The sequence below is a fragment of the Paraburkholderia nemoris genome, assembly GCF_905221015.1.
In the GTDB taxonomy this organism is placed as follows: Bacteria; Pseudomonadota; Gammaproteobacteria; order Burkholderiales; family Burkholderiaceae; genus Paraburkholderia; species Paraburkholderia nemoris.
Map to the genome: position 1 here is coordinate 27,946 of NZ_CAJNBO010000006.1, position 22,428 is coordinate 50,373.

The following is a 22,428-nucleotide window of genomic DNA, read 5'->3' on the forward strand; positions in this document are numbered from 1 at the left end:
ACACATGAACGCCCAAAGCGATTCAGGGAAGGTCTGGAAAACCATTGTATCGACGGTGATAGGAGGCACCTTCGAGTGGTTCGACTTCATGGTGTACTCCTATTTTTCGAGCACAATCGCGCGGGTGTTTTTCCCTAACGTCGATCGCAGCGGTGCAATGCTGTTAACGTTCGCGACCTTTGCGGTTGGCTTCCTGGTCCGTCCGATCGGCGGCGTGGCGATGGGCATGGCCGCGGACCGGGTCGGGCGGGTGAGGGTACTGTCGTGGATCATGGTGCTGATGTCGGTGGGCTCGCTGATCCTGGCGCTGACCCCGGGCTTCGCGACCCTTGGGCTCGTCGCGCCTCTGCTGGTGGTGATCGGCCGCCTGGTGCAAGGCTTCGCGGTGGGCGCGCAATTCGCGCTGTCGTCGGTGACGATTTACGAGGTCGCGCCGCCCAACCGGAAGATGTTTTACGGCAGCTTCAATATGCTGTCGATCGGGATCGCCGCGATGTTGTCTTCGGGATGCAGTTATCTGCTGTCGCGTCACCTGTCGCATGCGGAACTGGATAGTTGGGGATGGCGCGTGCCGTTCATGATCGGCGCGCTGGTCGGGCCAATCGGCTTCTACATCCGCCATCATGTCGCCGAATCGGATGAATTCAACCGCTTGCAGGCACGCCCCGCGGCACGGGCGCCCATGCGCGAGCGGCTACGCGATTTTGTGCGTGAGAACGGCGATGCCGTAGTGTGCGCGATGGGCGTGATGATCGCCGGCACGTCGCTGAATTATGTGTGGAATGCCTATCTGCCGACCTACGCGCAGGTTCAGTTGCATCTGTCGTTGAGTTCGTCGCTGCAAGGGATATTCGTCACGAGTATCGTGATGTGCGTTCTGTCGCCGGTATTCGGCATGGTGGCGGACCGTGTCGGCGCGTATCGGCTGTTCTTCTTCTTTATCGTGGGCTGGCTGATCTGCGTCTTTCCGTTGTTCGCGTATTTGCTGGCCGATCCCACTGAGAACCGTCTGATGATCGTGCGGGTTGTCGGCATACTTTTCCTGACGCTGCAGGGCGCCGCGCATCCAGGTATGCTGGTCAAGATTTTCACCGTGCAGGGGCGCTCCACCGGCGTGGCTATTTCGTATAACACCTCGGTCATGCTGTTTGGCGGGTTGGCGCCGTTCTATATCTCGCTGGTGGCGCGTTTCACGGACGGGCACTTCATTCCACCGAGCTACCTGCTCGGTACGGGGTTGCTAGCGATCACGCTGGTGCTCGCTTCGCGCACCGGGCGGCGGGTGTTGCAGGAGGATCGGCTGGAGCGCCGGCAACGGCGTGCGGCACGCGAGGGTGGTATGCAGCGGGCGAATTCGGGCGATCCGGCGGCTTAGGTCGCGCGAGGTGGCTGTGCCTGCGGCGTTTCTCATCGTCCGGATCGACGAAGACACCCTCAGGCAGCCAGATGGTTTCTAGCGTCCAACCGCCATCCATACGGTGCTGAACAAATCAGACTTGCACGCGTCCGCCATCAACGAACAGCTCTATCCCGGTGATATAGCTGGCATCGTCGGAGGCCAGAAAGGACACTGCCTTGGCGATTTCATCGGTGCTGCCGACGCGGCCAAGCGGTGTCGTTTCGGCCACCTCCTTGCTATAGGCTTCGATCTGTTCGTCGCTCAGCTTGAGTTCGGTCTTGTACGCAGGCGTGACGATGACACCCGGCGCGACCACATTGACGCGAATGTCGCGGCCTTTGAGATCCGATGCCCAGGTGCGTGCGAAGGAGCGCAAGGCAGCCTTCGTGGCGGCGTAGACACCGAACGCCGGTACACCTTGTACCGATGCGATCGATCCAGTGATCACGATGGCGCTGCCGGCCCGCATGAGCGGCAATGCGCTCTGCACGGTTTGCAAGGTGCCTTTCACGTTGATGTCGAAGTACTTGTCGAATTGCGCTTCGGTGATCTGTCCAAGCGGGGAGAACTCGCCGCCGCCCGCATTGGCAAAGAGAATGTCTATCCGTTGATGTTCCGCGGCCACCGTGTCGACGACTTTCTTAAGGTCTTCGGCCGACGAAATGTCGCCGCGAATCGCGCGTGCTCCGTGTCCGATTTCAGTAACCGCAGCGTCTAATTCCGCCTGGCGTCGACCGGTGATAAACACCGTTGCACCTTCGCGAGCGAGGCGCTTGGCGGTAGCGAGGCCGATTCCGGTGCTGCCGCCGGTTACGAGCGCCACCTTTCCCGCATGCTTGGTCGAATGGATGTTGTCGTAGAGAGATGTTGTCATTTCAGGGCTCCTGGTTCAGTTACGTGGATCAGTGAGCCCAGCTTAGTTTAAACACCCACGCAGATAAATATGTATATTGTGGTTTATCTATCCACATGGATAGATAATCAACGAGATAGATTCATGGACCATCTGCAGGCCATCCGTATTTTTGTTCGCGTTGTCGAGACAGGCGGCTTTGGGCGGGCGGCCCTTTCTCTGAATATGCCCAACGCCACGGCAAGCAAATGGGTCCAGTCACTGGAAGCGCACCTTGGCGTAAAGCTGCTGGAGCGCAATACGCGGCGCGTCAGTGTGACGACCTATGGCGCGGCTTACTATGAGCGCATGCGGCAACTTCTCAGCGAGCTCGATGACATCGAGGCGACGTTGGGTCGGGAGCAGGGGAGCCCGCGTGGTGTACTGAGAGTCGACGCTGGCGGATCGACGGCAAGCGGCATTCTCATTCCCGCTTTGCCAACCTTTCTTGAACGTTTTCCGGACATACAGGTTCAACTAAGCGTCACTGACCGTACTGCGGATCTGGTCGCCGAAAACATAGACTGCGCAATTCGCAGTACAGCCGACGATCCGGATCTCGTGACGCATCCGATCGGGAAACTTGCGTGGACCACATGTGCGAGTCCCGCGTATCTCGCGAGGTACGGCACGCCGAAACATCCTCAGGAAATCGTGGATAACAACCTGCCTGTTGCGGGATATTTTTCTGCCAGTACGGGTGTGACGCAGCCCCTTGTGTTTTGCAGGGGCGAGGAGACGATCACGCTTGGCCGTGTCCGCAATGACGTTCTTGTCAGCGAGAGCAATTCACACATTGCAACTGCACTGGCCGGGTTGGGGATCGTCCACACGTTGGACTTCATGGCTCGCCCTTTCATCAAGCAAAAGAAACTTGTCCCCATTCTCACGCGATGGCGACCTAACCCGCTTGAGATTTATATCGCGTATCCGCCTAGCCGAAGATATAGCACCAAGGTGAGGGTGTTTGCCGATTGGGCCGCGGCATTGTTCGCGTCTGCGTGACTTATGACTTGCGGCCCGCTTTCTTTTTTTGATCGTAGATCGAAGCACCGGTTTCGACAGGTATAAACGGTGCTTGAAACCGATCGATCAGAAAGTCGATGAATGCGCGGGCGCGGGCCGTCTGGTTTCGCTGGCTCGGATAGTAGACGAAGAGGTCAGCTGAGGGCAGCACCGTTTTCGGCAAGACCAGTTTGAGCCGCCCACTTTGGACGTACTTCGCCAGATCCCATTCGGAGCGAATCAATATCCCATGCCCGTCGAGCGCCCACCGCAGCACGATATCGCCGTCATTGCTCGATAGCGCGCCTTTGACTTTCAACGCTTCGGTGTGGTCCCCCTGCATATACCGCCACACGCCATAGGCGTCATCGTTCTGCCGATGAATGATGCAACGGTGCCGAACGAGATCCTCTACACGCTCCGGTGTCCCAAACCGCTCCAGGTATTTCGGGGAGGCGCAAAGAAAACGACGATTGCTCATGATGCGCCGGGCGCTAAGCCGGCTGTCGGGGAGCTCGCCAAAACGGATCGCCATATCGAATGCCTCCTCCACCAGATCGATGGGTCGGTCGGTCACTTCGAACTGAATCTCCACATTGGGAAAGCGCTTCGCGAATTCAGACACGAGCGGCGCGATGGTCGTGCGCCCGAAGCCGAGCGTCGCATTCACGCGTAACAGTCCGTGGGGATCGGATCGAGCCCCCGATATCTCATCCTCCATCTGCCGGACTTGCCCGACGATCTGCGTTGCGTAGCGCAGGTAGGTCTCGCCCTCGGGCGTCAGGCTGACACTCCGCGTCGTTCTGTTGACTAGCCGCGCCCCCAGTCTTTGTTCCATCAGCCCCAAGCGCTTGGTCGCGGCCGGCGGGGTGAGATCGAGCGCCCGCGCCGCGCCCGACAAGCTCTTGAGTCTGGCGAGGAGGATGAAAAACTCGAAGTCGGATGCTGAGTCAGTTGTCACTTCAGTTGTTCACCTAAAGTAAAAAATGAAATGAATCGAAGTGAATTCTAATCCCTCCTTTCGCGGATAAGCTAGTTTCCATTGCAGCAAGACGCATGCAAAACGTGCCCAAAACTCAGGAGACACCGTCATGAGAATCGTTGAAATCCGCGAAAAAACCGTTCCGATCAGTTCCCCGATCCGGAATGCCTACATTGACTTCAGCAAGATGACGCTGAGTCTCGTCGCCGTTGTGACGGATGTCATCCGTGACGGAAAGCCGGTCGTGGGTTACGGCTTCAATTCCAACGGCCGCTACGGCCAGGGCAAGCTGATGCGCGAGCGTTTCATTCCGCGCATTCTCGAAGCCGATCCCGCCACGCTCGTCAACGATGCCGGCGACAACCTCGATCCGCACAAGATCTGGGCGACCATGTTCACGAACGAAAAGCCGGGCGGTCATGGCGAGCGCTCGGTCGCCATCGGCACGATCGACATGGCGATCTGGGATGCGGTGGCGAAGATCGAAGGCAAGCCGCTGTTCCAGTTACTGGCCGACCGTTACGGCAATGGCCAACCCGACCGCAAGATCTTCGTGTACGCAGCGGGTGGTTACTACTATCCGGGCCAGGATCACGAGAAGCTGAAAGACGAAATGCGCAGCTACATCGACCGAGGCTATACGGTTGTGAAGAAGAAGATCGGCGGCGCTTCGCTCGATGAAGATCTGCGCCGCATCGACTCGATCCTGAGCGTACTCGGTGACGGTCAGAAACTCGCTGTCGATGCCAATGGCCGCTTCGATCTCGACACCGCGATCCAGTACGCGAAGGCACTGTCGCAATACGATCTGTTCTGGTACGAAGAACCGGGCGACCCGCTCGACTACGAATTGCAGGCCACGTTGCGCAACTACTACGACAAACCGATGGCGACTGGCGAAGACCTGTTCTCGATGCAGGACGCACGCAACCTGATCCGTTATGGAGGGATGCGTCCGGATCGCGACTGGTTGCAGTTCGACTGCGCACTGAGCTATGGCTTGGTGGAGTATCTGCGCACGCTCGACATGCTGCGTCAACACGGCTGGTCGCCGAGCCGCTGTATTCCGCACGGCGGACACCAGATGTCGTTGAACATCGCGGCCGGACTCGGTCTGGGTGGCAATGAATCGTATCCGGATCTGTTCCAGCCTTATGGCGGCTTCCCCGACGGCGTGAAGGTGGAGAACGGCTTCATCACCATGCCCGATCTTCCCGGCATCGGCTTCGAAGGAAAAGCGGATCTTTTCGCCGAAATGCAAAAGCTGTCCGCATAAGCCTTCAAACGGCAAAGCGCGCCGACAAAAGCGTCGGCGCAGCGTTCATAAGAATAGACAAAACGAACGCACGCGAAATCAGTCCGTGCTCGCCGCAGCGGTAGATCCCGCTGCGGCGACCGGTTCTGACTTTCATTAAAAGATGCCACGCATAGGAGACAGTCATGCGGGTTTCAAAGATTGGAAAATCTCTTTCCAAGCTCTATGTACAGGTTCTGATTGGCATTGTTGCCGGCGTCCTAGTCGGCCATTTCTACCCTGACATCGGTTCTCAGCTCAAACCGCTCGGCGATCTGTTCATCAAGCTGATCCGGATGCTGCTTGCGCCGATCATTTTCGCGTCTGTTGTGGTCGGCATTGCCCGCATGAACGACCTTCATGCGGCCGGTCGCGTTGGCGTCAAGGCGGTCGTCTACTTCGAAATTGCATCGACGATTGCGCTCGCTGTTGGCCTTGTAATCGTGAACGTCATCAAGCCGGGCAGCGGTATGAACATTGACCCCGCGCATATCGACAGTTCGGCCATTTCCAGCTACACCCATGCGGCACAGCAGCATGGCATGCTCGATTTCTTCATGAGCATCGTTCCGAACAGCATTGTCGGAGCGTTCGCAAATGGGGATATCCTGCCCATCATCTTCTTTTCGCTCCTGCTCGCCATCTCCCTCGCGAGGCTTGGTCCCCGCACCGCTCCTTTCGTCGACATGCTCGACATGTTCCTTCAGGGCATGTTCGGCGTCGTGCGAATCGTGATGTATGTCGCGCCCATCGGCGCCTTTGGCGGCATGGCATTTACCATCGCGAAGTACGGAATTGGCACGCTGGCATCGTTTGGCCAACTGATGCTGTGCCTCTACCTGACCTCGATCTTCTTCGTGGTCGTTGTGCTTGGTTTTGTTATGCGGATGAGCGGCCTGTCGCTGTGGAAGTATCTCCGCTACATCAAGGACGAGATCTTCATTACCCTCGGTACAGCGTCGACTGAAGCGGTGCTGCCGCAGATGCTCATCAAAATGGAGAAACTGGGGTGTTCACGCCCCGTGGTCGGGATGGTGCTGCCTACGGGCTACACCTTTAACGCCGATGGCACGGCGATCTATCTGACCATGGCCTCGATGTTCGTTGCGCAAGCGATGAATATCCACTTGACGATCGGAGATCAGTTGCTGCTCCTTGGTGTATTGCTGCTGACGTCCAAAGGGTCTGCGGGCGTGGCCGGAGCCGGATTCGTCGCACTGGCTGCCACGCTGGCCTCGATGCACAAAATCCCTGTCTCTGGACTGGTGCTGCTGCTAGGCGTCGATCGCTTCCTCAACGAAGCTCGCGCCGTCACGAACCTGATCGGTAACGGCGTAGCGACGATCGTGGTCGCTCGATGGGAGGGGGCGCTCGATATGAACAAGGCCCGCGCGATGCTCAACCGTACCGACACGAGCATCGATGTGTTGGAGTCCGCCGACGAGGCGCCGACAGACCGGACGCCTCCGAAAGACGCCGTCATTCGGTCCCACATGCATTGAATCGTTGAGGCAACTTGATGTTGAGCAGATTCCTTTCCACTCGACCCACACATCTTCTTTATCAAGAAGCTCGCTCTTTATACAACGGCTTTAGACACAGCTCGATATCATCGCTCCGCTTGACGCCGCTGCTCTACAGCCAGGCGTCATTCTTCGGAGAAAAATCATGTTTGAAATTGGAAAAGAGTATTCCCGGGAAGACATTCACAGGGTGACGGGAGGATGCAAGCAGGCATTCTTGCCTACGAAGGGCGGCAAAGTCGTCGCTGCGCGATTGCGTCAGGACCTCAACCCCTATGCCCCGGATGTGATCGTCTGCGATAGCAGCGCCGCCGCACGTGCGGCCGGCCGGACGCTCGCGCGACAGACCGAGCCGCTTCCTGTTTTTGTCCGAACAGCGACTGACCGATTCCGTTACATGGGCGAGTACGTCACCGATGAATCGTTCACCGCTCCACTCGACTACGCCAAATACGTGCAGAACACCGGATTTACGCTTGGTCAGATTTCGCGCGTGATCAAAATGAAACGCCGTTGATCTCAAGGGCGTCTTCGAGTCGTAATCGTCTCTTCGCCGGCTGGGTTGTTGTTTGTGCCCAACCGGCGATCATCAATGACGCGCTAGACAGCGCTCACTCCTCGCACTTCACATCCTGCCGTCGCACGACGATGATCACCGGGTAGGTCCCGTGCTCGAGTTCCACACGCGCGACCACGGCTATCGTCGCGTTGTCGACGTCGTCATACACGCTGACTTTTTCATTCCGAAGGTTTGTCACGCCGGTACAGGCTGACGCGCGACCTTCGTCGGACACCTTGCATTGAATCGGGTTGTCAGCAACGAAGCGATATTTGTCCCGGTCGGGGGTTGCAAGGTATTCACGAAAGCTCTGCGCCGATCCACCGACGCCGGTGACATACCCGATGGCGCACTGCAGTTTGGGTGCGTCGCTGCTCCCGGATGTCTGGGCGGTCGCGATCGTGCTTGCGGTTGCAATGACCGCGGCGAGTGTCAATGCAAGGGGATATCTCATGGCGCAAATCACCGTAGTCGGTTCGAAGTGCTGGATTGTAATGGCATCTTGCCCAACGGGTCCGAAAGTGGTGATCCGTGCGCCAACCTGAGATCACTGCTGCTTGCGCGACTTTCCTTTACCCGAGGCTTGCGTAGTTTGCGCAGGGGGCGTGCCCCCCTCGTCACGTTCCCGGCTCCAATGCTCGAGCAGCGTGCGACTCTGATCGCGGACCGTCGCGGTGAGCAGTGCCGCCTTCTCCGCGTCGATGCTCTTCCAGCCGAGCATCGACAGTTTGGACGGATGCGCGAGGTGAAAAATCACCAGTTGCCCATGCAGGCTGAAGGTGCGGATCAAGATGACCGGATCGTCAGTTGCACGCCCGGAAATTCGCGCCACTAGCGCCACGCTGACATCGTTGAGCGGCTGGCGAATCCGGCAGCCGAAAATCTGCATGGCACTCTGAGGTTCGTGTCCCGCCTGTTCGCGCGCGAAGAACATCCGCCGGCCGGGCTTGCTTGCCTTGACGAAAGCGCCGTGCGCGATCGCTGTCTGAATGCCGAGGAATGCGTCGATCAACGCCGGGGTGTCGGCGTTTTCACGCAGCGCTTCCTGCGCATGTTCGATGGGCGGGCCGAATGTTTCCCATGCGTCGTCGGCGAGCATCTCGACGCATGCGCGATACACCCCTTCCTTATTCTCGAAGTAGTACTGCAGCGCGGGCGCGTTGACGCCGGCGCGGGCCGCGATGTCGCGTGTCGACGCGCCCTCGAAACCATGTTCGCCAAACAGTTCGATCGCCGCCTCGATGATCCGGTGCCGCGTTTCGTCGCCGCGTGCATAGCCGCCTTCCGGCGAGCGGCGCAGCTTCTTTGCGGTGCTCATGCATCTTTCTCCATTACGCGTATTGCGGGAATTCGTAAGAAATATATCACTTGACACAATTTGATCAACTGGAATAATTGTGCCACCTGGAAACAATTGGACCGATACGATGTCAGCGACCGCAGGCTCTCCCTCCCGCCCGATACCCGCCGATGATTCGCCCGCAGCAGGGGCGAGGCGCCCCAGCCGGCGCACGGTGCTGATCGCGCTCGGCGTTGTCGCGCTGATCGTCGGCGCCGTCTGGCTCGGCCGCTGGTGGACGGTGGGCCGCTTCATCGAAAGCACCGACGACGCCTATCTGCAGGCCGACAGCGTCACCGTGGCGCCCAAGATCGCCGGCTACGTTACGGAAGTTTACGTCGCGGACAACCAGGTCGTGAAGCCGGGCGATCCGCTTGTTCATCTCGACGCCCGCCAGTATCAGGTCGCGCTCGACCAGGCGCGGGCCACGATTGATGCGCGCAAGGCCGACATCGAACGCGCACAGGCCGACATCAAACAGCAGCAGTCCAACATTGCGCAGGCCCAGGCGCAGCAGCAGGTGGCGCGTGTGAGCGCGCAGCATGCGAGCGACGAAGTGCGCCGCTACGCGCCGCTCGTCGCCACCGGCGCTGAAAGCAGCGAACGGCTGGCGGAATTGACCAGCAGTCGCGATCAGGCGAATGCCACGCTCGCCGCGAATGCGGCGGCGGTCGAGGCAGCACGCTCGCAGATCGGGTCAGCCACCGCGCAGCTCGCGCAGGCGCGCGCGCAACTCGAAGCGGCTCAGGCCAGCGCGCAGCAATCGCAACTCGATCTCGACAACACCGTGGTGCGCAGTGTCCTCGGCGGCAAGGTCGGCGATCGCACCGTGCGCGTGGGTCAGTACGTGCAACCCGGCACGCGGATGCTGACGGTTGTGCCGGTCCAAAGCACCTATTTGCTGGCGAACTTCAAGGAAACGCAAGTGGGTGGGATGCGCGTCGGTCAGCCGGTGGAAATGCACGTCGATGCGTTGCCCGGTCATACGCTGCACGGTGTGATCGATAGTTTCTCGCCCGGCACGGGCTCGCAATTCGCGCTGCTGCCGCCGGAAAACGCCACCGGCAACTTTACGAAAATCGTGCAGCGGGTGCCCGTGCGGATTCGCATCGACACGGGGGCGGAGACGCGCAGCGTGCTTCTGCCGGGGCTTTCGGTAACCGTGGATGTCGACACGCGTTCGGCGCGCGATCGTGACGCGCGCATCGATAGCGAGAACCATCGTGGCTGAATCGGGAACCGCAACTCCCGCCGCCGCAGCGCGTGGGGAAGAGCGTGCCAGCGTCGGCGACTGGATCGCCGTCGCCGCGGGCGCGCTTGGCGCCCTGATGGCGACGCTCGACATCTCGATCACGAACTCCGCATTGCCGCAAATCCAGGGCGAAATCGGCGCCACCGGTACGGAAGGCACCTGGATTTCGACGGGCTATCTGATGTCGGAAATCGTGATGATTCCGCTGGCGGCATGGCTTACGCGCGTATTCGGCCTGCGCAATTTCCTGCTCACGAATTCGGCGCTTTTCATTGCCTTTTCGATGATGTGCGGCTGGTCGCACACGTTGCCCATGATGATCGCCGGCCGCATCGGCCAGGGCTTCACGGGCGGCGCGCTGATTCCGACGGCGCAGACCATCATCCGCACGCGTCTGCCGCTATCGCAGATGCCGGTCGGCATGACCATGTTCGGCTTGATCGTATTGCTCGGGCCGCTGCTTGGACCGGTTGTCGGTGGCTGGCTCGCGGAGAACATCAGCTGGAGCTGGTGCTTCTTCATGAATCTGCCGATCTGCCTTGCGCTGATGACCCTGTTGATCGTCGGCCTGCCGTCAGACCGGCCGCACTGGGAGTCGTTTTTCAAGGCGGATTGGCTCGGCATCGTGGGTCTCGCGATCGGCCTCAGTTCGCTCACGGTCGTGCTCGAGGAAGGTCAGCGCGAGCGCTGGTTCGAATCGTCGATGATCGTGGCGCTCACCTGTGTGTCGGTCTTCGGCATGATCCTGATCGCCGCCTCGCAAATGACCGCGAAAAAGCCGATTGTGCGGCTGAGTCTGATGCGCAACCCGAACTACGCCAGCGTGATCGTGATCGTGTCCGCGGTCGGCGCAGCGCTTTATGGCGTGTCGTATCTGCTGCCGCAGTTTCTCGGGGTGGTTGCGGGCTACAACGCGGAACAGTCCGGCGCGATCATGCTGCTTTCCGGGCTGCCGGCCTTCATGATCATGCCGATCCTGCCGCGGCTGCTTGGCAAAGTCGACTTCCGCGTGCTGGTGATCACCGGGCTGGTGTTGTACGCGATCAGTTGCATGATCGACATCGAGTTGACAGCACAGAGCGTCGGGCACGATTTCATCTGGTCGCAACTGATACGCGGCACCGCTCAGATGCTCGCGATGATGCCGCTCAATCAAGCGTCGATGGCGGCCGTGTCGCGCGAAGATTCCGGTGACGCCGCCGGTCTCTACAACATGGCGCGCAATCTCGGCGGGTCGATCGGCCTTGCGATCATCGGTACCGTGATCGACCGGCGCACGACCTTTCATACCGCGATGATCCGCGAGTCGGTCAGTGCCAATTCGCTGATCGGCCAGGAGAGCCTGACGGCGAACGCGGCGAACTGGTTCGCCCATACGGGCGATATGGCGTACTCGCAGGTGCGCGCGCTTGGGCAACTCGGCGCGCAGATCCAGCAGCAGGCCATCGTGATGACCTATTCGGAAACCTTCTATCTGCTCGGCATCGCGCTGATCGCCTGCATTCCGCTTGCGCTGCTTCTGAAAACACCCAGCCGGACTGCACCGCCGCCTTCTTCCGCCGGACACTAATGTCTTTTCATCACACCATGATGTTCAACCGTCCCTCGTCTATCGCACTGGCCGCCGCCGTGCTTTTGTCCGCCTTGGTGGGTTGCACGGTCGGCCCGGATTATCACGGCGCACCGCCGGTTGCGCAGGATGCCCGCAGCAGCGCGACCTTCGTGCGTGCGCCGGCCTCCGGTACGACGGCGACGCCCGCGCCGAACCAGTGGTGGCTCGCATTCAACGATCCGCAGTTGAACGACCTCATCGCCGCCGCCTTTGCACATAGTCCCGACGTGCATATTGCGCAGGCCCGGCTGCGGGAATCGCGTTCACAACTGCAGAAGCAACGTGCGAACGAATTGCCGAAAATCTCCGGTGATGCTGCCGCGCTGCGCATGCGCTCGCCTGACCTGAGTTCGCTCAGCTCCGGAAGCAGTACAGCGTCGTCGGGCCGTGGCCCGCTGCAGCTCTATACGTCGGGCTTCGACGCTACGTGGGAAATCGACCTGTTTGGCGGCACGCGGCGTGCCATCGAAGCGGCATCCGCGGATGCGGAAGCCGTCGATGCCGATCTCGCGGACACCCAGGTATCGCTCGCGGCCGAGGTTGCGCAGGCCTACATCGAACTGCGTGATCAGCAGACGCGGCTTGAACTCGCGCGGCGTCAGGCAGAGACCGAACAGAAGATGTTGACGCTGACGCAGCAGCGCCGGGAGCGTGGCACGGCAGCGGACCTCGACGTGGAACGCCTGAGCACGCAAGTTGAAAACACGCGCGCGACGCTGATTCCGCTTGACGCGCAACTGACCGATTCGCTCGACCGTCTCGCCGTACTGACCGGCCGTGAACCCGGCGCGCTGGACCAGCAACTCGCGGGCACGCGGCCACTGCCGGCGTTGCCCGGGACGGTGGCGATCGGCGATCCGTCAGTAATGTTGCAGCAGCGTCCCGACATTCGCGCAGCGGAACGGCGGCTTGCGTCGAGCAATGCGCAGATCGGCGAACACATCGCGGATTTTTTCCCGAAGGTGACGTTGCTCGGCGATATCGGTTTCAGTGCAGGCGATCCGGGTCATCTCGTGCGCAAGAACAATTTCAGCTGGATCACCGCGCCGTATCTGCAATGGAACGCGTTCGATTTTGGCCGCACATTGGGTAGCGTGCACGCAGCCGAGGCATCGCGTGACGAAGCCGAAGCGCGTTATACGAAGGCCGTGCTCGGCGCGCTGCAGGACGCGAACTCGTCGCTCTCACGCTATGGGCATCAGCGCGATCATGTCGTCACGTTGCAAAAGGTGGAAACTTCAGCAAGCCACTCGGCCACGCTGATGCGGCAGCGCTATTCCGCCGGTGTCGCCACGCTGATCGATCTGCTTGACACGCAACGCGAAGAATTCACCGCGCAGCAGAATGTCGTCGCGGGACAGGCCGAATTGCTCAAGGACTTTGTATCGTTGCAGAAAAGCCTTGGCATCGGCTGGCAAGCGCAGCAAGGCTAGCGTGTGGGTTACGCTTTAACGGTCGCGGCGTCGTGCGGATTCGCACGGCGCGCCGCTTTTGCCGCAGCCTCGATACACGCAGCGAGACGTTGAGTAGCAATTTCAATTTCGGCGTCACTGAAACCGCCGAGACCCAGTATCAAACCCATTGGGCCTTTTCCATTGGAATACATGGGTGACACCGCTCGTACAGCAACCCCGCTTTCGCCCGCTAACGACGCCACCAACTTGTCGTCGACACCCCCGCCAAGCCAGAGCACAAGGTGCATGCCCTGATCGCTCGGCTGCAACCAGGCGACCTCTTTCGGCAGCCGCCGCCCGAGCGTCTCGATGATGCATGCACGGCGGTCCGCATAGACCCCACGAATACGCCGGATGTGACGATCCAGATGGCCTTCAGCGATGAAGGCCGCCAGTACATGCTGATCTGCGTTCGGGGGATTGCGATCCATGAGCACGCGCGCGCCGCAGAAGGCCTCCACGAGGTTCTGCGGGACAACCGCATAGCCGAGCCGCAATGACGGGAACAGGATCTTGCTAAAGGTGCCGAGATAGACCACCCGGTTAGGATCGAGTCCCTGCAGCGACGGAAACGGATGTCCCGCATAACGCAGTTCGCTGTCGTAGTCGTCTTCGACCACCCAGGCGTTGTTCGCGCGGGCCCACGTCAATAGCGCGTTGCGCCGCGCCATGCTCAATGGCATTCCCAGCGGATACTGGTGCGACGATGTGACGAACGCCGCCCGTGCGTGCGGGGCCAACTTGATACCCTCATCGACGTTGAGGCCTTCCGCATCGACGGGTACCCGGATCATGCGCTCCGGGCGACCGGAGCTTTCCAGAATGGCCGTAATGCCTCTATACGCTGGGTCCTCCACCCACGCCGACGCGTCGCCATCGAGCAGCACCTGGCATGACAGGTAAAGGCCTTGCTGTGTGCCGCTTGTGATGATCACCTGGTCTGCCTCGCAACGAACCGAGCGCGATTTCCTGACGTAGTCGGCCACCGCTTCGCGCAGCGCCAGCGCCCCTTGTGGGTCGCCATACCCGGCCGGAGCGCCAGGTCCGCGGGCGCGCAGCCGGTTGCCGAGCCGGCGCCAGACATCATCCGGAGCGGCAGGGCCAATGGGTACCGAAACTGCGAAAGGCGCCTGCGGCACGGCAGAAAATTGACGTGCGACCTGGGCGAACAGACGGGCGCGTTCTGGGAGCGGGGCAGTTTCAACAGCTGAGGATCGCGCTCGGGGATCGGCAGGGAGCGTCAACGATTGCGCCACGCGCGTGTCGGAGCCTGGCTGCGATTGCAGAAAGCCTTCGGCGATCAGTTGCTCGAACGCCTCGACGACGGTTCCTCGTGCAACATGCAACGAGGCAGCTAACGTGCGCGTGGAGGGGAGCACCTCGCCCGGTTTGAGGTCGCCACGGCGGACGGCCTCGCGGAGTGCCTGCGCGAGTTGACGGCCCAAATGGCCCGCGGCTCGATCCAGCATGCCGATCGCCGGAACTTCCACTGCTTTCGGTTTGCGAGCCATGGCTTTCTGGTCCAAAGAAAATGATCGAAACTGGTTCTACAATATAAACCAGTTTGCCGCCACAATTGTTTCCAGGCCTGCCGCACCGGCGTTGCCTGCAATGAGGGTTAGCGCATCGCTGCACTCATCACGGAGCCCCTATGTACGTACCCACTCATTTTGATGAACCGCGCACCGAGGTGCTGCACGCGCTGATCACAGAGAATCCGTTCGGCACGCTGTTCACGCATGGCAAAAGCGGTCTGGACGCCAACCACATTCCGTTTGATCTGAAAGCCGGCGAAGGCGCACACGGCGTCCTTCATGCTCACGTGGCGCGCGCCAATCCGGTCTGGCAGGACGTGGCCAACGGGGACGAGGTACTGGTCGTGTTTCGCGCGGGCGACGCCTACATCTCGCCCAACTGGTATCCGAGCAAGCACGAGCTTCACAAGCAGGTGCCGACATGGAACTACAGGGTGGTCCACGCGCACGGCCGGGTGACCATCCGCGATGATGAGCGCTATGTTCGCGGGTTGGTCGCTCGCCTCACGCGGACTCATGAAGCCTCCCAGCCTCGTCCGTGGAAGATGACGGACAGCACCGCCGACTACATCGATATGATGCTCAAGGCGATCGTCGGCGTCGAAATCGAAATCACCCGTCTGGTCGGGAAGGTCAAGCTCGGCCAGAACAAGGAAGTGCGGGATATAGAAGGGGCAGGCGCTGCTCTCAACGAGCGGGGAGAAAACGTGATCGGCGAAGCCATGCTTGAGTGCGCTGCGATTAAGGCCGCAAAGGCGGGCGATTCCCCCGCCTGACGCTCACAGAAAAACTGTGATCAGAAGCACGGCCTCTGATGTTGAGCAGGAAGGGGACGTAGCTCAAGCAGAAGGGAGCGCGAGCCGCGCGATTTCAGCAAAGTATCGCGCACCGGTGAGCAAGATTTCGTCGTTGAAATCGTAGGTAGCGTTGTGGAGCGGGGTACTCCCTTCTTTCCCCGTCTCACCATTGCCAATGAAAATGAAGTTGCCCGGCACCGCCTGAAGGAACGCGCCGAAATCCTCGGAGATCATCATGGGTTGCACGTCGGCGTCCACGTTTTCTGCGCCGACGATATTGCGCGCGGCCGAAACGGCGAGGTCGACATATTCGGGTGAATTCACCGTAGGCGCGAATTCGTGCGTGTATTCAAACGCGCATTCAGCCCCGTGCGCGTGGCAGATGCCTTCGCTGATTTCTCGCATGCGGGCTGCCAGCATGGCCTGAACTTCGGGCGCGTAGCTGCGCGTATCGCCCTTGATCGTTACGTTCGACGGAATGACGTTGCGGATGCCATCCGTAATGAATTCGGTGCAGGAAATCACCGCCTGCAGGCTCGGATCGAGATTGCGGGACACGACTGTCTGCAATGCCAGCACGATTTGCGAGGCGATCACAATCGGATCGACGCCCATGTGCGGTCTCGCTGCATGCGTGCCGCGGGCCTTGATATGGATGACGAAATTGTCTTCGCTGGCCATGATGCCGCCCGCGCGTGTCGCGAAGGTCCCGGCGGCCATGCCCGGCATATTGTGCGCGCCAAAGATCGCGTCGACGGGATATCGCTCGAAAAGCCCGTCGTTCATCATCGCTTTCGCACCGCGGCCATGTTCTTCGGCCGGTTGAAAAATGAATCGTACGGTGCCGCTGAAATTCTTCTTTTCGGCAAGCAGACGTGCCGCGCCGAGAATCATCGACATATGTCCGTCGTGTCCGCAGGCGTGCATCTTGCCTTGCGTTCGCGAGGCGTACGGACGGTCCGGTGCGTTCTCCGCGATATTCAGCGCATCCATGTCGGCGCGCAGACCAATCACGCCAGGGCCGTTGCCGACCGTGAGATTGGCGACGAGGCCGGTGCCGCCGATTCCCCGGTGCACGTCGAGGCCGAGGGCCTTCAAGGCGCGCGCGACATAGTCCGAAGTCGCGACTTCCTCGAAGCCGGTTTCCGGGTTCTGGTGCAGATGCTGACGCCAACTCTTCAGCTGCGATTGCAAGGCGATTTCCATAACGTCTATCCCTTTTCGATGGCCATTCAGGTTGTCTTATCGAACCGCGGCTTTGAGCCATTGAGCCTGACGTGAAAGAACGGAGTCGGCCGTTTCGCCCACGCATTCACGGTAGACCAACGGCGCTGTCGCTCCCTCAGTGCTGATCACCAGAACGCGCGAATCTTTGTTCAGGCCGGCGGCGCGTGCCAGTTGCGAATCCTGCATGAGGACCGCGAGGCCGGCGTAACCCGCTGCGCCGGATTCGCCGACTACCAGCGGAACGTCCGCACCCGTTCCAGCCGCGAGCCTGCGCATTGCGGCAATCGCGTCTTCGTCGCTGATCGTCATGAAATCGTCCACGCACGACTCGAGGATCTTCCACGCGAGCGGTGAAGCTTCGCCGCATGCAAGGCCCGCCATGATTGAATCGACGGAGCCGGTTGCTTTTGCCGCCCGGCCTTCGCGCGCACTTTGATACAGGCAGTCTGCCTGTTGCGGCTCGACGACAACGAAGCGCGGACGTTTGCTGCCATGAATCTCCCAAAGATAGCTGGCGACCCCGGCAGCAAGACCGCCGACACCGCCTTGCAGAAATACATGCGTGAAGGCGCATTCGTCAGCATGACTTTCGGATTGCTCGACGATCTCGGCGGCGATCGCACCGTAGCCCTGCATGACATCGCGAGGAATGGCTTCATATCCTTCATACGATGTGTCTGAGACCACGTGCCAACCGTTGTCTTTTGCGAGGCGCGCAGCTTCTTCCACCGACTCGTCGTAATTGCCCTTGATACGGATGATCTGCGCACCGTATGCAGCGATGGCCCGCTCGCGCTCGGCGCTTACGTTGGCGTGCAGGACGATCACGCAATTGCATCCGAGTGTTTGTGCCGCGGCGGCCAGGGCTTTGCCATGGTTGCCGTCGGTCGCGCTGATCACGACGAAGTTTGTGAGCATGTCCTTGTAGCGTCCCTCGATCAAACCCTTCGGGTCGAGATTGTGCTCGGGCCACAAACGCAAAATCAGGCGCACGAGTGCAATAGGCGCGCCTAGCGCCTTGAAGCTACCGAGTGGTGAGCGGACGGATTCGTCCTTGACGCACAGACGCGCTACGCCAAGTCGCGCCGCCGCATCGGGAAGATCCCATAGCGGGGTAGCGGAGGAACCGAGAAGCGCCCAGTTCTTTAGCCATGCGCGGCTCTGTTCGGCGGCCTCCAGGTTCAGAATTGTCTTCAGTTCGTTCGGGTAGTCGGTGTGCGACGCGCGCTCGTTCGCGATCAGCATTGCGGTGTGGCTCCAGTGAATGATTGTCCGGCAGGACCGTCGGATTCCCCGCAGCGGAGAATCGATACGTCAACCAATGCCTAAATAATATTGCTTGACGTGCTTAAATTAATCGCTAAATCTTGGGTCCCGACGCAATAATTTCTCGCTTTCGTGCAAGGACCCGTCCAATGGCTATCACTCTCGACGCTTTCGATCGCAAGCTCTTAGCCGAGGTCCAGAGGGACGCTCAACTCCCGCAAAATGAACTTGGCGCCCGGGTCAACCTTTCGACTGCCGCAGTCAATCGCCGCTTGCGCCGCCTCGCCGAAGACGGCGTGATTGATCGGTACACAGCGATCGTCTCGCCCGAAAAGGTGGGGTGTCCTCTCACTATCGTTTCCATGGTGGAAGTCGAGAGCGAACAGATCGACCTGCTCGATTCCATGAAGCGAACCTTTGAACAATGCCCGCAGATCCAGCAGTGCTACTACGTCGCGGGTGAATGGGATTTCGTACTGATCCTCACAGTGCGCGATATGGAGCAATACAACGACCTGACCCGGCAACTGTTCTTTTCCAATAACAATGTGAAGCGCTTCAAGACACTCGTGAGCATGAGCCGCGTGAAGGTCGGCTTGGGCGTGCCTGTCGATATCGACGATTGACGCACGCTGTCTGAGCGCGGCGCCGGGCCGCGCGGATCGCAACGTATGCGTCGCATCGCTGCCGGCAAGCGGCAGACGATGCCCACTACGTTGTCGCGACGGCTCTTATCTGACGACGCTGGTGTCGTGCCAATCGCCTTGGCCAAACTGCCGGACGGTAATCGCGCCGTTGCGAATGTCGCCGTTGCCGTCAAACTTGATCGGCCCCGTCACACCCTCCAGTGCCAGGTTCTGCAGCTTGGGCAGATAGACTTTCGGATCGACCGAATCGGCCGCCTGCATTGCGCCGGCCATCGCCATGACGGCGTCGTACGCATACGGCGCGTAGAGTTGCACGGGCACGCCAAACCGCTGCTGGTAGCGCTTGAAGAACGCGTCGCCTTGCGGCATTTGCGAAGGCGGTACGCCCGCCAGCGTGCAATACGTGCCGCTGTTCATCGCGGCACCCGCGAGTTTGATGAATTGCGGCGTACAGGCCTCGTCACCCGCGATGAGTTTGGCTTTCAGACCAAGCTTCTGAGCCTGCTGGACGAATGCGGCCGCTTGCGTGTCTCCGCCCGTGAAGACGATCCCATCCGGAACGCGGCTCTTGATAGTCGTGAGGACCGCCATCCAGTTGGTGGTTTTGTCGGTACCGTATTCGCGCGCGACAACGGTGCCTCCCGAAGCCTTGACCGCTTTTTCGACTTCGTCGGCCAGTCCCTGTCCATAGGCTGTTCGATCGTCGACGATGGCGATCTTCGTGGCCTTCAGGTTCTTCACAAGATAGGTGCCGATGACCGTGCCTTGCCGCACATCGTTCGCAACCATGCGGAAAACAGTTTTATAGCCTTGCGCCGTGAGCTTGGGGTTGGTTGCCGACTCGGTGATCATCGGTATGCCGGCGTCCGAGTAGATCTTCGATGCGGGGATCGACGTACCCGAGTTGGCGTGGCCAACCACGCCGGCAACCCGATCATCGACCAGCTTTTGCGCAACAGTCACGGCGGTCTTCGGATCGGCAGCATCGTCCTGCGAATCGAGTGCGAACGTGATCTGCTGTCCGCCGATTCGGAGTTTCTTCGCGTTGAGATCCTCGATTGCGAGCCGGACACCGTTTTCGTCGTCCTTGCCGATGTGGGCCAGTTCGCCGGACAACGGCGATACCTGACCGATTTTGACCGTGACGTCTGCCTCTGCTAGAAGCGGTTGCGCCGCGAACACTATCGCAAGGAAGGGAGGAATGAATTTCAGGTTTTGCATGTTCGGGCGCTCGCTGGTTGCGTCGATGGTTTGGAGGAAACGCTGGCACTTCCGCGGCCTTTTCTGATCGCGTGAGGCTATGACGATCGTAAAAGAGCGCTGCGATAGCCAAAATCCACCAGGTGCGCCGTGGTGCAATTTCTGATCGTTCTGCTGGGGGGAAGTGAGAGATTTTTGATGTCCGCGTCGCCGCGGAAACGCGGAACGGCGGTGAGTCCCGGTAAAGCCGTAGTCACACCGCCGTACTACACATTGGCCTACCGTCGGCGCGAGAGTCCCCGCGATTGAGCTTCAGGTTGCGTGTCCACCGCGGCGAGCAGATGCTGGCGGCCCTCGTCAAGAATTTCATCCGCGAGCGCCGGGTCAACGTTTGCAACAGCGCGCGAAAGCAGCAGCGCACCGACCATCTGGCTGAACAAAGTAATCGCCTTGCTACGGCCGCCTTCGCTGATCCCCTCGGTTTCTTCGATGACCTTGGCGAATCGGTCGAGGTTCACCGCGAGCCCCTCTGCGTAAGCGCCGCGCGCGACGTCGTCGAATCGGCGGGCGTCGCCGACAAAACCCGACCAGGGGCAACCCGCCTCGATATTCGCGCGATGCTCGGGAGACAGGTACCACTCAATGTCGTACTTGAGCGGGTCAGCGCCCGACGACTTCGCGCCGTCGATCAAGGCGGCATAAGCCTCGCCCCCTTCTTCCATCGCCTTTTCCATCACTGCGGCGACCAGCGCGTCTTTTGATTTGAAGTGGTTGTAGAAACCGCCTTGCGTAAAGCCCGCCGCTTTCATCAACTCCGCGAGCCCGACCGCATCGACGCCGCGCTCGCGAAACAGCTTCTCAGCCGCTGCCACGATCGCGTGCCGGTTTTCCGCCGCCTGCTGCCTGGAAACACCCACTTTCCCTCCCTTTGGCCGATAGCGACCCAATAAGACCCATCAAAAAATACAATGGTGACCACCATTGACATTGCCAGGGCGGCCGCCCACAATCCATTTCAATGACAATGTCATTCACCATTGTCTTAAGTATAGCCTTCTTTACCTGCATGTCCAGGCGGCAGGAGGCACAACGGTTATCCGACGCCTGAACGCGTCGTCACCTCACTCTTGAAAGAGGGCATCACCATGACGAAGACAACCCCTGAACAGAACAAGGCGCTCGTGCTGGAAGCATTCGACACCCTGTTCAACAAGCGCGACTACGCAGCAGCCGAACGCTTCTGGTCCGACAGTTACATCCAACATAGCGCTCATATCGCGCCGGGACGCGACGGCCTGTTCGACCTGATTCGCACGCTGCCCGACACCCTGCGCTATGAGAACCAGCTGATCCTGGCCGAGGGCGACCATGTCATTGCACATGGGCGCTTCTCGGGACACGGCCGGCCTGCTGCGTGGATCGCAGCCGACGTCGTCCGCTTTGAAAACGGCAAGCTCGCCGAGCACTGGGACGTGCTTCAGGACGAAGCGACCCGCGCCGAATCAGCGAGCGGTCTGCCGATGTTCGGCGACAGCTTTCCTGCCTGACCACACCAACCTCATCTTCAGCAAATCAACTTCATCAGGAATACGATCATGAAACTCACGGGAAACACGATCTTCATCACGGGCGGCGGTTCGGGCATTGGCCGCGGGCTTGCCGAGGCACTCCACCAACGCGGCAACAAGGTCATCATCAGCGGCCGCCGGCGCAGCCATCTCGACGAGGTGGTGGCAGCGAATCCCGGCATGTCTGCAATCGAGCTCGACATTACCGACCCGGCCAGCATCGCGAAGGTAGCGGCGCAACTGATCGCGGACTATCCCGACCTCAACGTGCTGATCAACAACGCCGGGATCATGCAGCCCGACCAGGCGGGCGGCCACATCGACGACGCGCTGCTGGTGTCCACCATCACGACCAACCTCATGGGGCCGATCCGTATGACGTCGGCGCTGCTCGACCATCTGAAGACCCGGAACGACGCTGTCGTCGCCTATACGAGCTCGGTCCTCGCTTTCGTTCCCTTGGCCATGACGTCGGTGTATTCGTCGACCAAGGCCGCGCTGCATTCGTACGTCCTCTCGCAACGCTTCATGCTGCGGAACACGAAGGTTCGCGTACTCGAAATCGCACCGCCCTGGGTGCGCACGGACCTCATGAACAGCCGCGAAGCCGAACAGGCGATGCCGCTTGACGCCTTCATCGACGAAACGATCGCTGTCCTCGGCACGGACGTGGATGAGGTTCTGGTCGAAGGGGCGAAGGCGTTCCGCGCGAACCCGGGGCCCGGCGAGCACGCCTTCGTCAATGGCTTTAATACGCAGCTCACCGAAGTGTTCGGTGGGTGAGTGACTGCTTGCCGGATACGCCGCGTCGCAGGCAAGTTGACGCGTATCCGGTGGCAGCAGCATCGAGATTTAGCCGCGCTGGGCAATGGCAAAT

Annotated in this window: 22 protein-coding genes; 12 read left to right on the top strand and 10 right to left on the bottom strand. The window is 60.2% G+C overall.

Annotated elements, in window-relative coordinates; genetic code table 11:
• The first annotated feature begins 4 nt into the window (after positions 1–4).
• The gene (locus tag KHO33_RS10820) at positions 5–1,375 is read left to right on the top strand and encodes an MFS transporter (RefSeq protein ID WP_128575977.1); all 1,371 of its coding nucleotides are present in this window, start codon (positions 5–7) and stop codon (positions 1,373–1,375) included.
• A gap of 115 nt (positions 1,376–1,490) precedes the next feature.
• Here the strand turns inward: KHO33_RS10820 and KHO33_RS10825 are convergent, their stop codons facing one another.
• A complete protein-coding gene (locus KHO33_RS10825) occupies positions 1,491–2,273 on the bottom strand; it encodes an SDR family NAD(P)-dependent oxidoreductase (RefSeq protein WP_054033764.1) in 783 nt (260 codons plus the stop codon).
• 123 nt (positions 2,274–2,396) lie between these two features.
• Here KHO33_RS10825 and KHO33_RS10830 point away from each other — a divergent pair, with 123 nt between their 5' ends.
• Positions 2,397–3,296, top strand: a complete 900-nt coding sequence (locus KHO33_RS10830; protein ID WP_054033762.1) for a LysR family transcriptional regulator — start codon at positions 2,397–2,399, stop codon at positions 3,294–3,296.
• A gap of 1 nt (position 3,297) precedes the next feature.
• Here the strand turns inward: KHO33_RS10830 and KHO33_RS10835 are convergent, their stop codons facing one another.
• Positions 3,298–4,257, bottom strand: coding sequence for a LysR family transcriptional regulator (locus tag KHO33_RS10835; RefSeq protein ID WP_054033761.1), 960 nt, complete (start codon positions 4,255–4,257; stop codon positions 3,298–3,300).
• 130 nt (positions 4,258–4,387) lie between these two features.
• Between KHO33_RS10835 and KHO33_RS10840 the strand changes: the two genes are divergently transcribed.
• The gene (locus tag KHO33_RS10840; protein ID WP_054033760.1) at positions 4,388–5,554 is read left to right on the top strand and encodes a mandelate racemase/muconate lactonizing enzyme family protein; all 1,167 of its coding nucleotides are present in this window, start codon (positions 4,388–4,390) and stop codon (positions 5,552–5,554) included.
• Positions 5,555–5,558: 4 nt separating this feature from the next.
• Here KHO33_RS10840 and KHO33_RS10845 read toward each other — a convergent pair whose 3' ends face one another.
• On the bottom strand, positions 5,559–5,720 hold the full coding sequence (locus KHO33_RS10845; protein ID WP_200565105.1) for a hypothetical protein: 162 nt from the start codon (positions 5,718–5,720) through the stop codon (positions 5,559–5,561).
• Between KHO33_RS10845 and dctA the strand changes: the two genes are divergently transcribed.
• Positions 5,719–7,074 carry a C4-dicarboxylate transporter DctA gene (gene dctA / locus KHO33_RS10850; protein WP_054033758.1) on the top strand — a complete coding sequence of 452 codons (1,356 nt, stop codon included), beginning with the start codon at positions 5,719–5,721 and terminating at the stop codon, positions 7,072–7,074. The genes KHO33_RS10845 and dctA overlap by 2 nt on opposite strands.
• Positions 7,075–7,240: 166 nt before the next feature.
• Positions 7,241–7,612 (top strand): hypothetical protein, encoded by a 372-nt coding sequence (locus KHO33_RS10855; protein WP_054033757.1) that lies wholly within the window; start codon positions 7,241–7,243, stop codon positions 7,610–7,612.
• Between the two features lie 94 nt (positions 7,613–7,706).
• Here the strand turns inward: KHO33_RS10855 and KHO33_RS10860 are convergent, their stop codons facing one another.
• Together KHO33_RS10860 and KHO33_RS10865 are read right to left on the bottom strand one after the other, a co-directional pair.
• Entirely contained in the window at positions 7,707–8,108 is a 402-nt protein-coding gene (locus KHO33_RS10860; RefSeq protein ID WP_054033755.1) for a hypothetical protein, read from the bottom strand.
• 93 nt (positions 8,109–8,201) lie between these two features.
• Positions 8,202–8,972, bottom strand: a complete 771-nt coding sequence (locus KHO33_RS10865; RefSeq protein WP_200565104.1) for a CerR family C-terminal domain-containing protein — start codon at positions 8,970–8,972, stop codon at positions 8,202–8,204.
• A 109-nt stretch (positions 8,973–9,081) separates the two neighbouring features.
• Here KHO33_RS10865 and KHO33_RS10870 point away from each other — a divergent pair, with 109 nt between their 5' ends.
• Genes KHO33_RS10870 through KHO33_RS10880 form a run of 3 tightly spaced genes read left to right on the top strand, consistent with a single transcriptional unit; the run spans position 9,082 to position 13,290 of the window.
• A complete protein-coding gene (locus tag KHO33_RS10870; RefSeq protein ID WP_234475216.1) occupies positions 9,082–10,224 on the top strand; it encodes an HlyD family secretion protein in 1,143 nt (380 codons plus the stop codon).
• On the top strand, positions 10,217–11,815 hold the full coding sequence (locus KHO33_RS10875) for a DHA2 family efflux MFS transporter permease subunit (RefSeq protein WP_054033753.1): 1,599 nt from the start codon (positions 10,217–10,219) through the stop codon (positions 11,813–11,815). Before KHO33_RS10870 ends, KHO33_RS10875 begins: the two co-directional genes overlap by 8 nt.
• Before the next feature lie 17 nt (positions 11,816–11,832).
• On the top strand, positions 11,833–13,290 hold the full coding sequence (locus tag KHO33_RS10880) for an efflux transporter outer membrane subunit (protein WP_054034233.1): 1,458 nt from the start codon (positions 11,833–11,835) through the stop codon (positions 13,288–13,290).
• Positions 13,291–13,298: 8 nt separating this feature from the next.
• On the opposite strand, the gene pdxR is transcribed toward KHO33_RS10880, so the two are convergent.
• Entirely contained in the window at positions 13,299–14,822 is a 1,524-nt protein-coding gene (gene pdxR, locus KHO33_RS10885) for a MocR-like pyridoxine biosynthesis transcription factor PdxR (RefSeq protein WP_200565103.1), read from the bottom strand.
• Positions 14,823–14,962: 140 nt separating this feature from the next.
• On the opposite strand from pdxR, the gene KHO33_RS10890 reads away from it, so the two are divergent.
• Entirely contained in the window at positions 14,963–15,622 is a 660-nt protein-coding gene (locus KHO33_RS10890) for an FMN-binding negative transcriptional regulator (RefSeq protein ID WP_200565102.1), read from the top strand.
• A 63-nt stretch (positions 15,623–15,685) separates the two neighbouring features.
• On the opposite strand, the gene KHO33_RS10895 is transcribed toward KHO33_RS10890, so the two are convergent.
• Positions 15,686–16,849 carry a M20 aminoacylase family protein gene (locus KHO33_RS10895; RefSeq protein WP_054033750.1) on the bottom strand — a complete coding sequence of 388 codons (1,164 nt, stop codon included), beginning with the start codon at positions 16,847–16,849 and terminating at the stop codon, positions 15,686–15,688.
• Positions 16,850–16,885: 36 nt separating this feature from the next.
• Complete coding sequence (locus tag KHO33_RS10900) at positions 16,886–18,115, bottom strand: diaminopropionate ammonia-lyase (protein WP_200565101.1); 1,230 nt, start codon at positions 18,113–18,115, stop codon at positions 16,886–16,888.
• Between the two features lie 170 nt (positions 18,116–18,285).
• Between KHO33_RS10900 and KHO33_RS10905 the strand changes: the two genes are divergently transcribed.
• Positions 18,286–18,762, top strand: a complete 477-nt coding sequence (locus tag KHO33_RS10905) for an Lrp/AsnC family transcriptional regulator (RefSeq protein ID WP_054033746.1) — start codon at positions 18,286–18,288, stop codon at positions 18,760–18,762.
• Between the two features lie 105 nt (positions 18,763–18,867).
• Here the strand turns inward: KHO33_RS10905 and KHO33_RS10910 are convergent, their stop codons facing one another.
• Positions 18,868–20,004, bottom strand: a complete 1,137-nt coding sequence (locus KHO33_RS10910; RefSeq protein ID WP_054033744.1) for a branched-chain amino acid ABC transporter substrate-binding protein — start codon at positions 20,002–20,004, stop codon at positions 18,868–18,870.
• Positions 20,005–20,261: 257 nt separating this feature from the next.
• On the bottom strand, positions 20,262–20,900 hold the full coding sequence (locus KHO33_RS10915; RefSeq protein ID WP_054033742.1) for a TetR/AcrR family transcriptional regulator: 639 nt from the start codon (positions 20,898–20,900) through the stop codon (positions 20,262–20,264).
• A 228-nt stretch (positions 20,901–21,128) separates the two neighbouring features.
• On the opposite strand from KHO33_RS10915, the gene KHO33_RS10920 reads away from it, so the two are divergent.
• Both KHO33_RS10920 and KHO33_RS10925 read left to right on the top strand, forming a co-directional pair.
• On the top strand, positions 21,129–21,530 hold the full coding sequence (locus tag KHO33_RS10920) for a nuclear transport factor 2 family protein (protein WP_054033740.1): 402 nt from the start codon (positions 21,129–21,131) through the stop codon (positions 21,528–21,530).
• A gap of 48 nt (positions 21,531–21,578) precedes the next feature.
• On the top strand, positions 21,579–22,334 hold the full coding sequence (locus tag KHO33_RS10925) for an SDR family oxidoreductase (protein ID WP_054033738.1): 756 nt from the start codon (positions 21,579–21,581) through the stop codon (positions 22,332–22,334).
• The last annotated feature ends 94 nt before the right edge of the window (positions 22,335–22,428 follow it).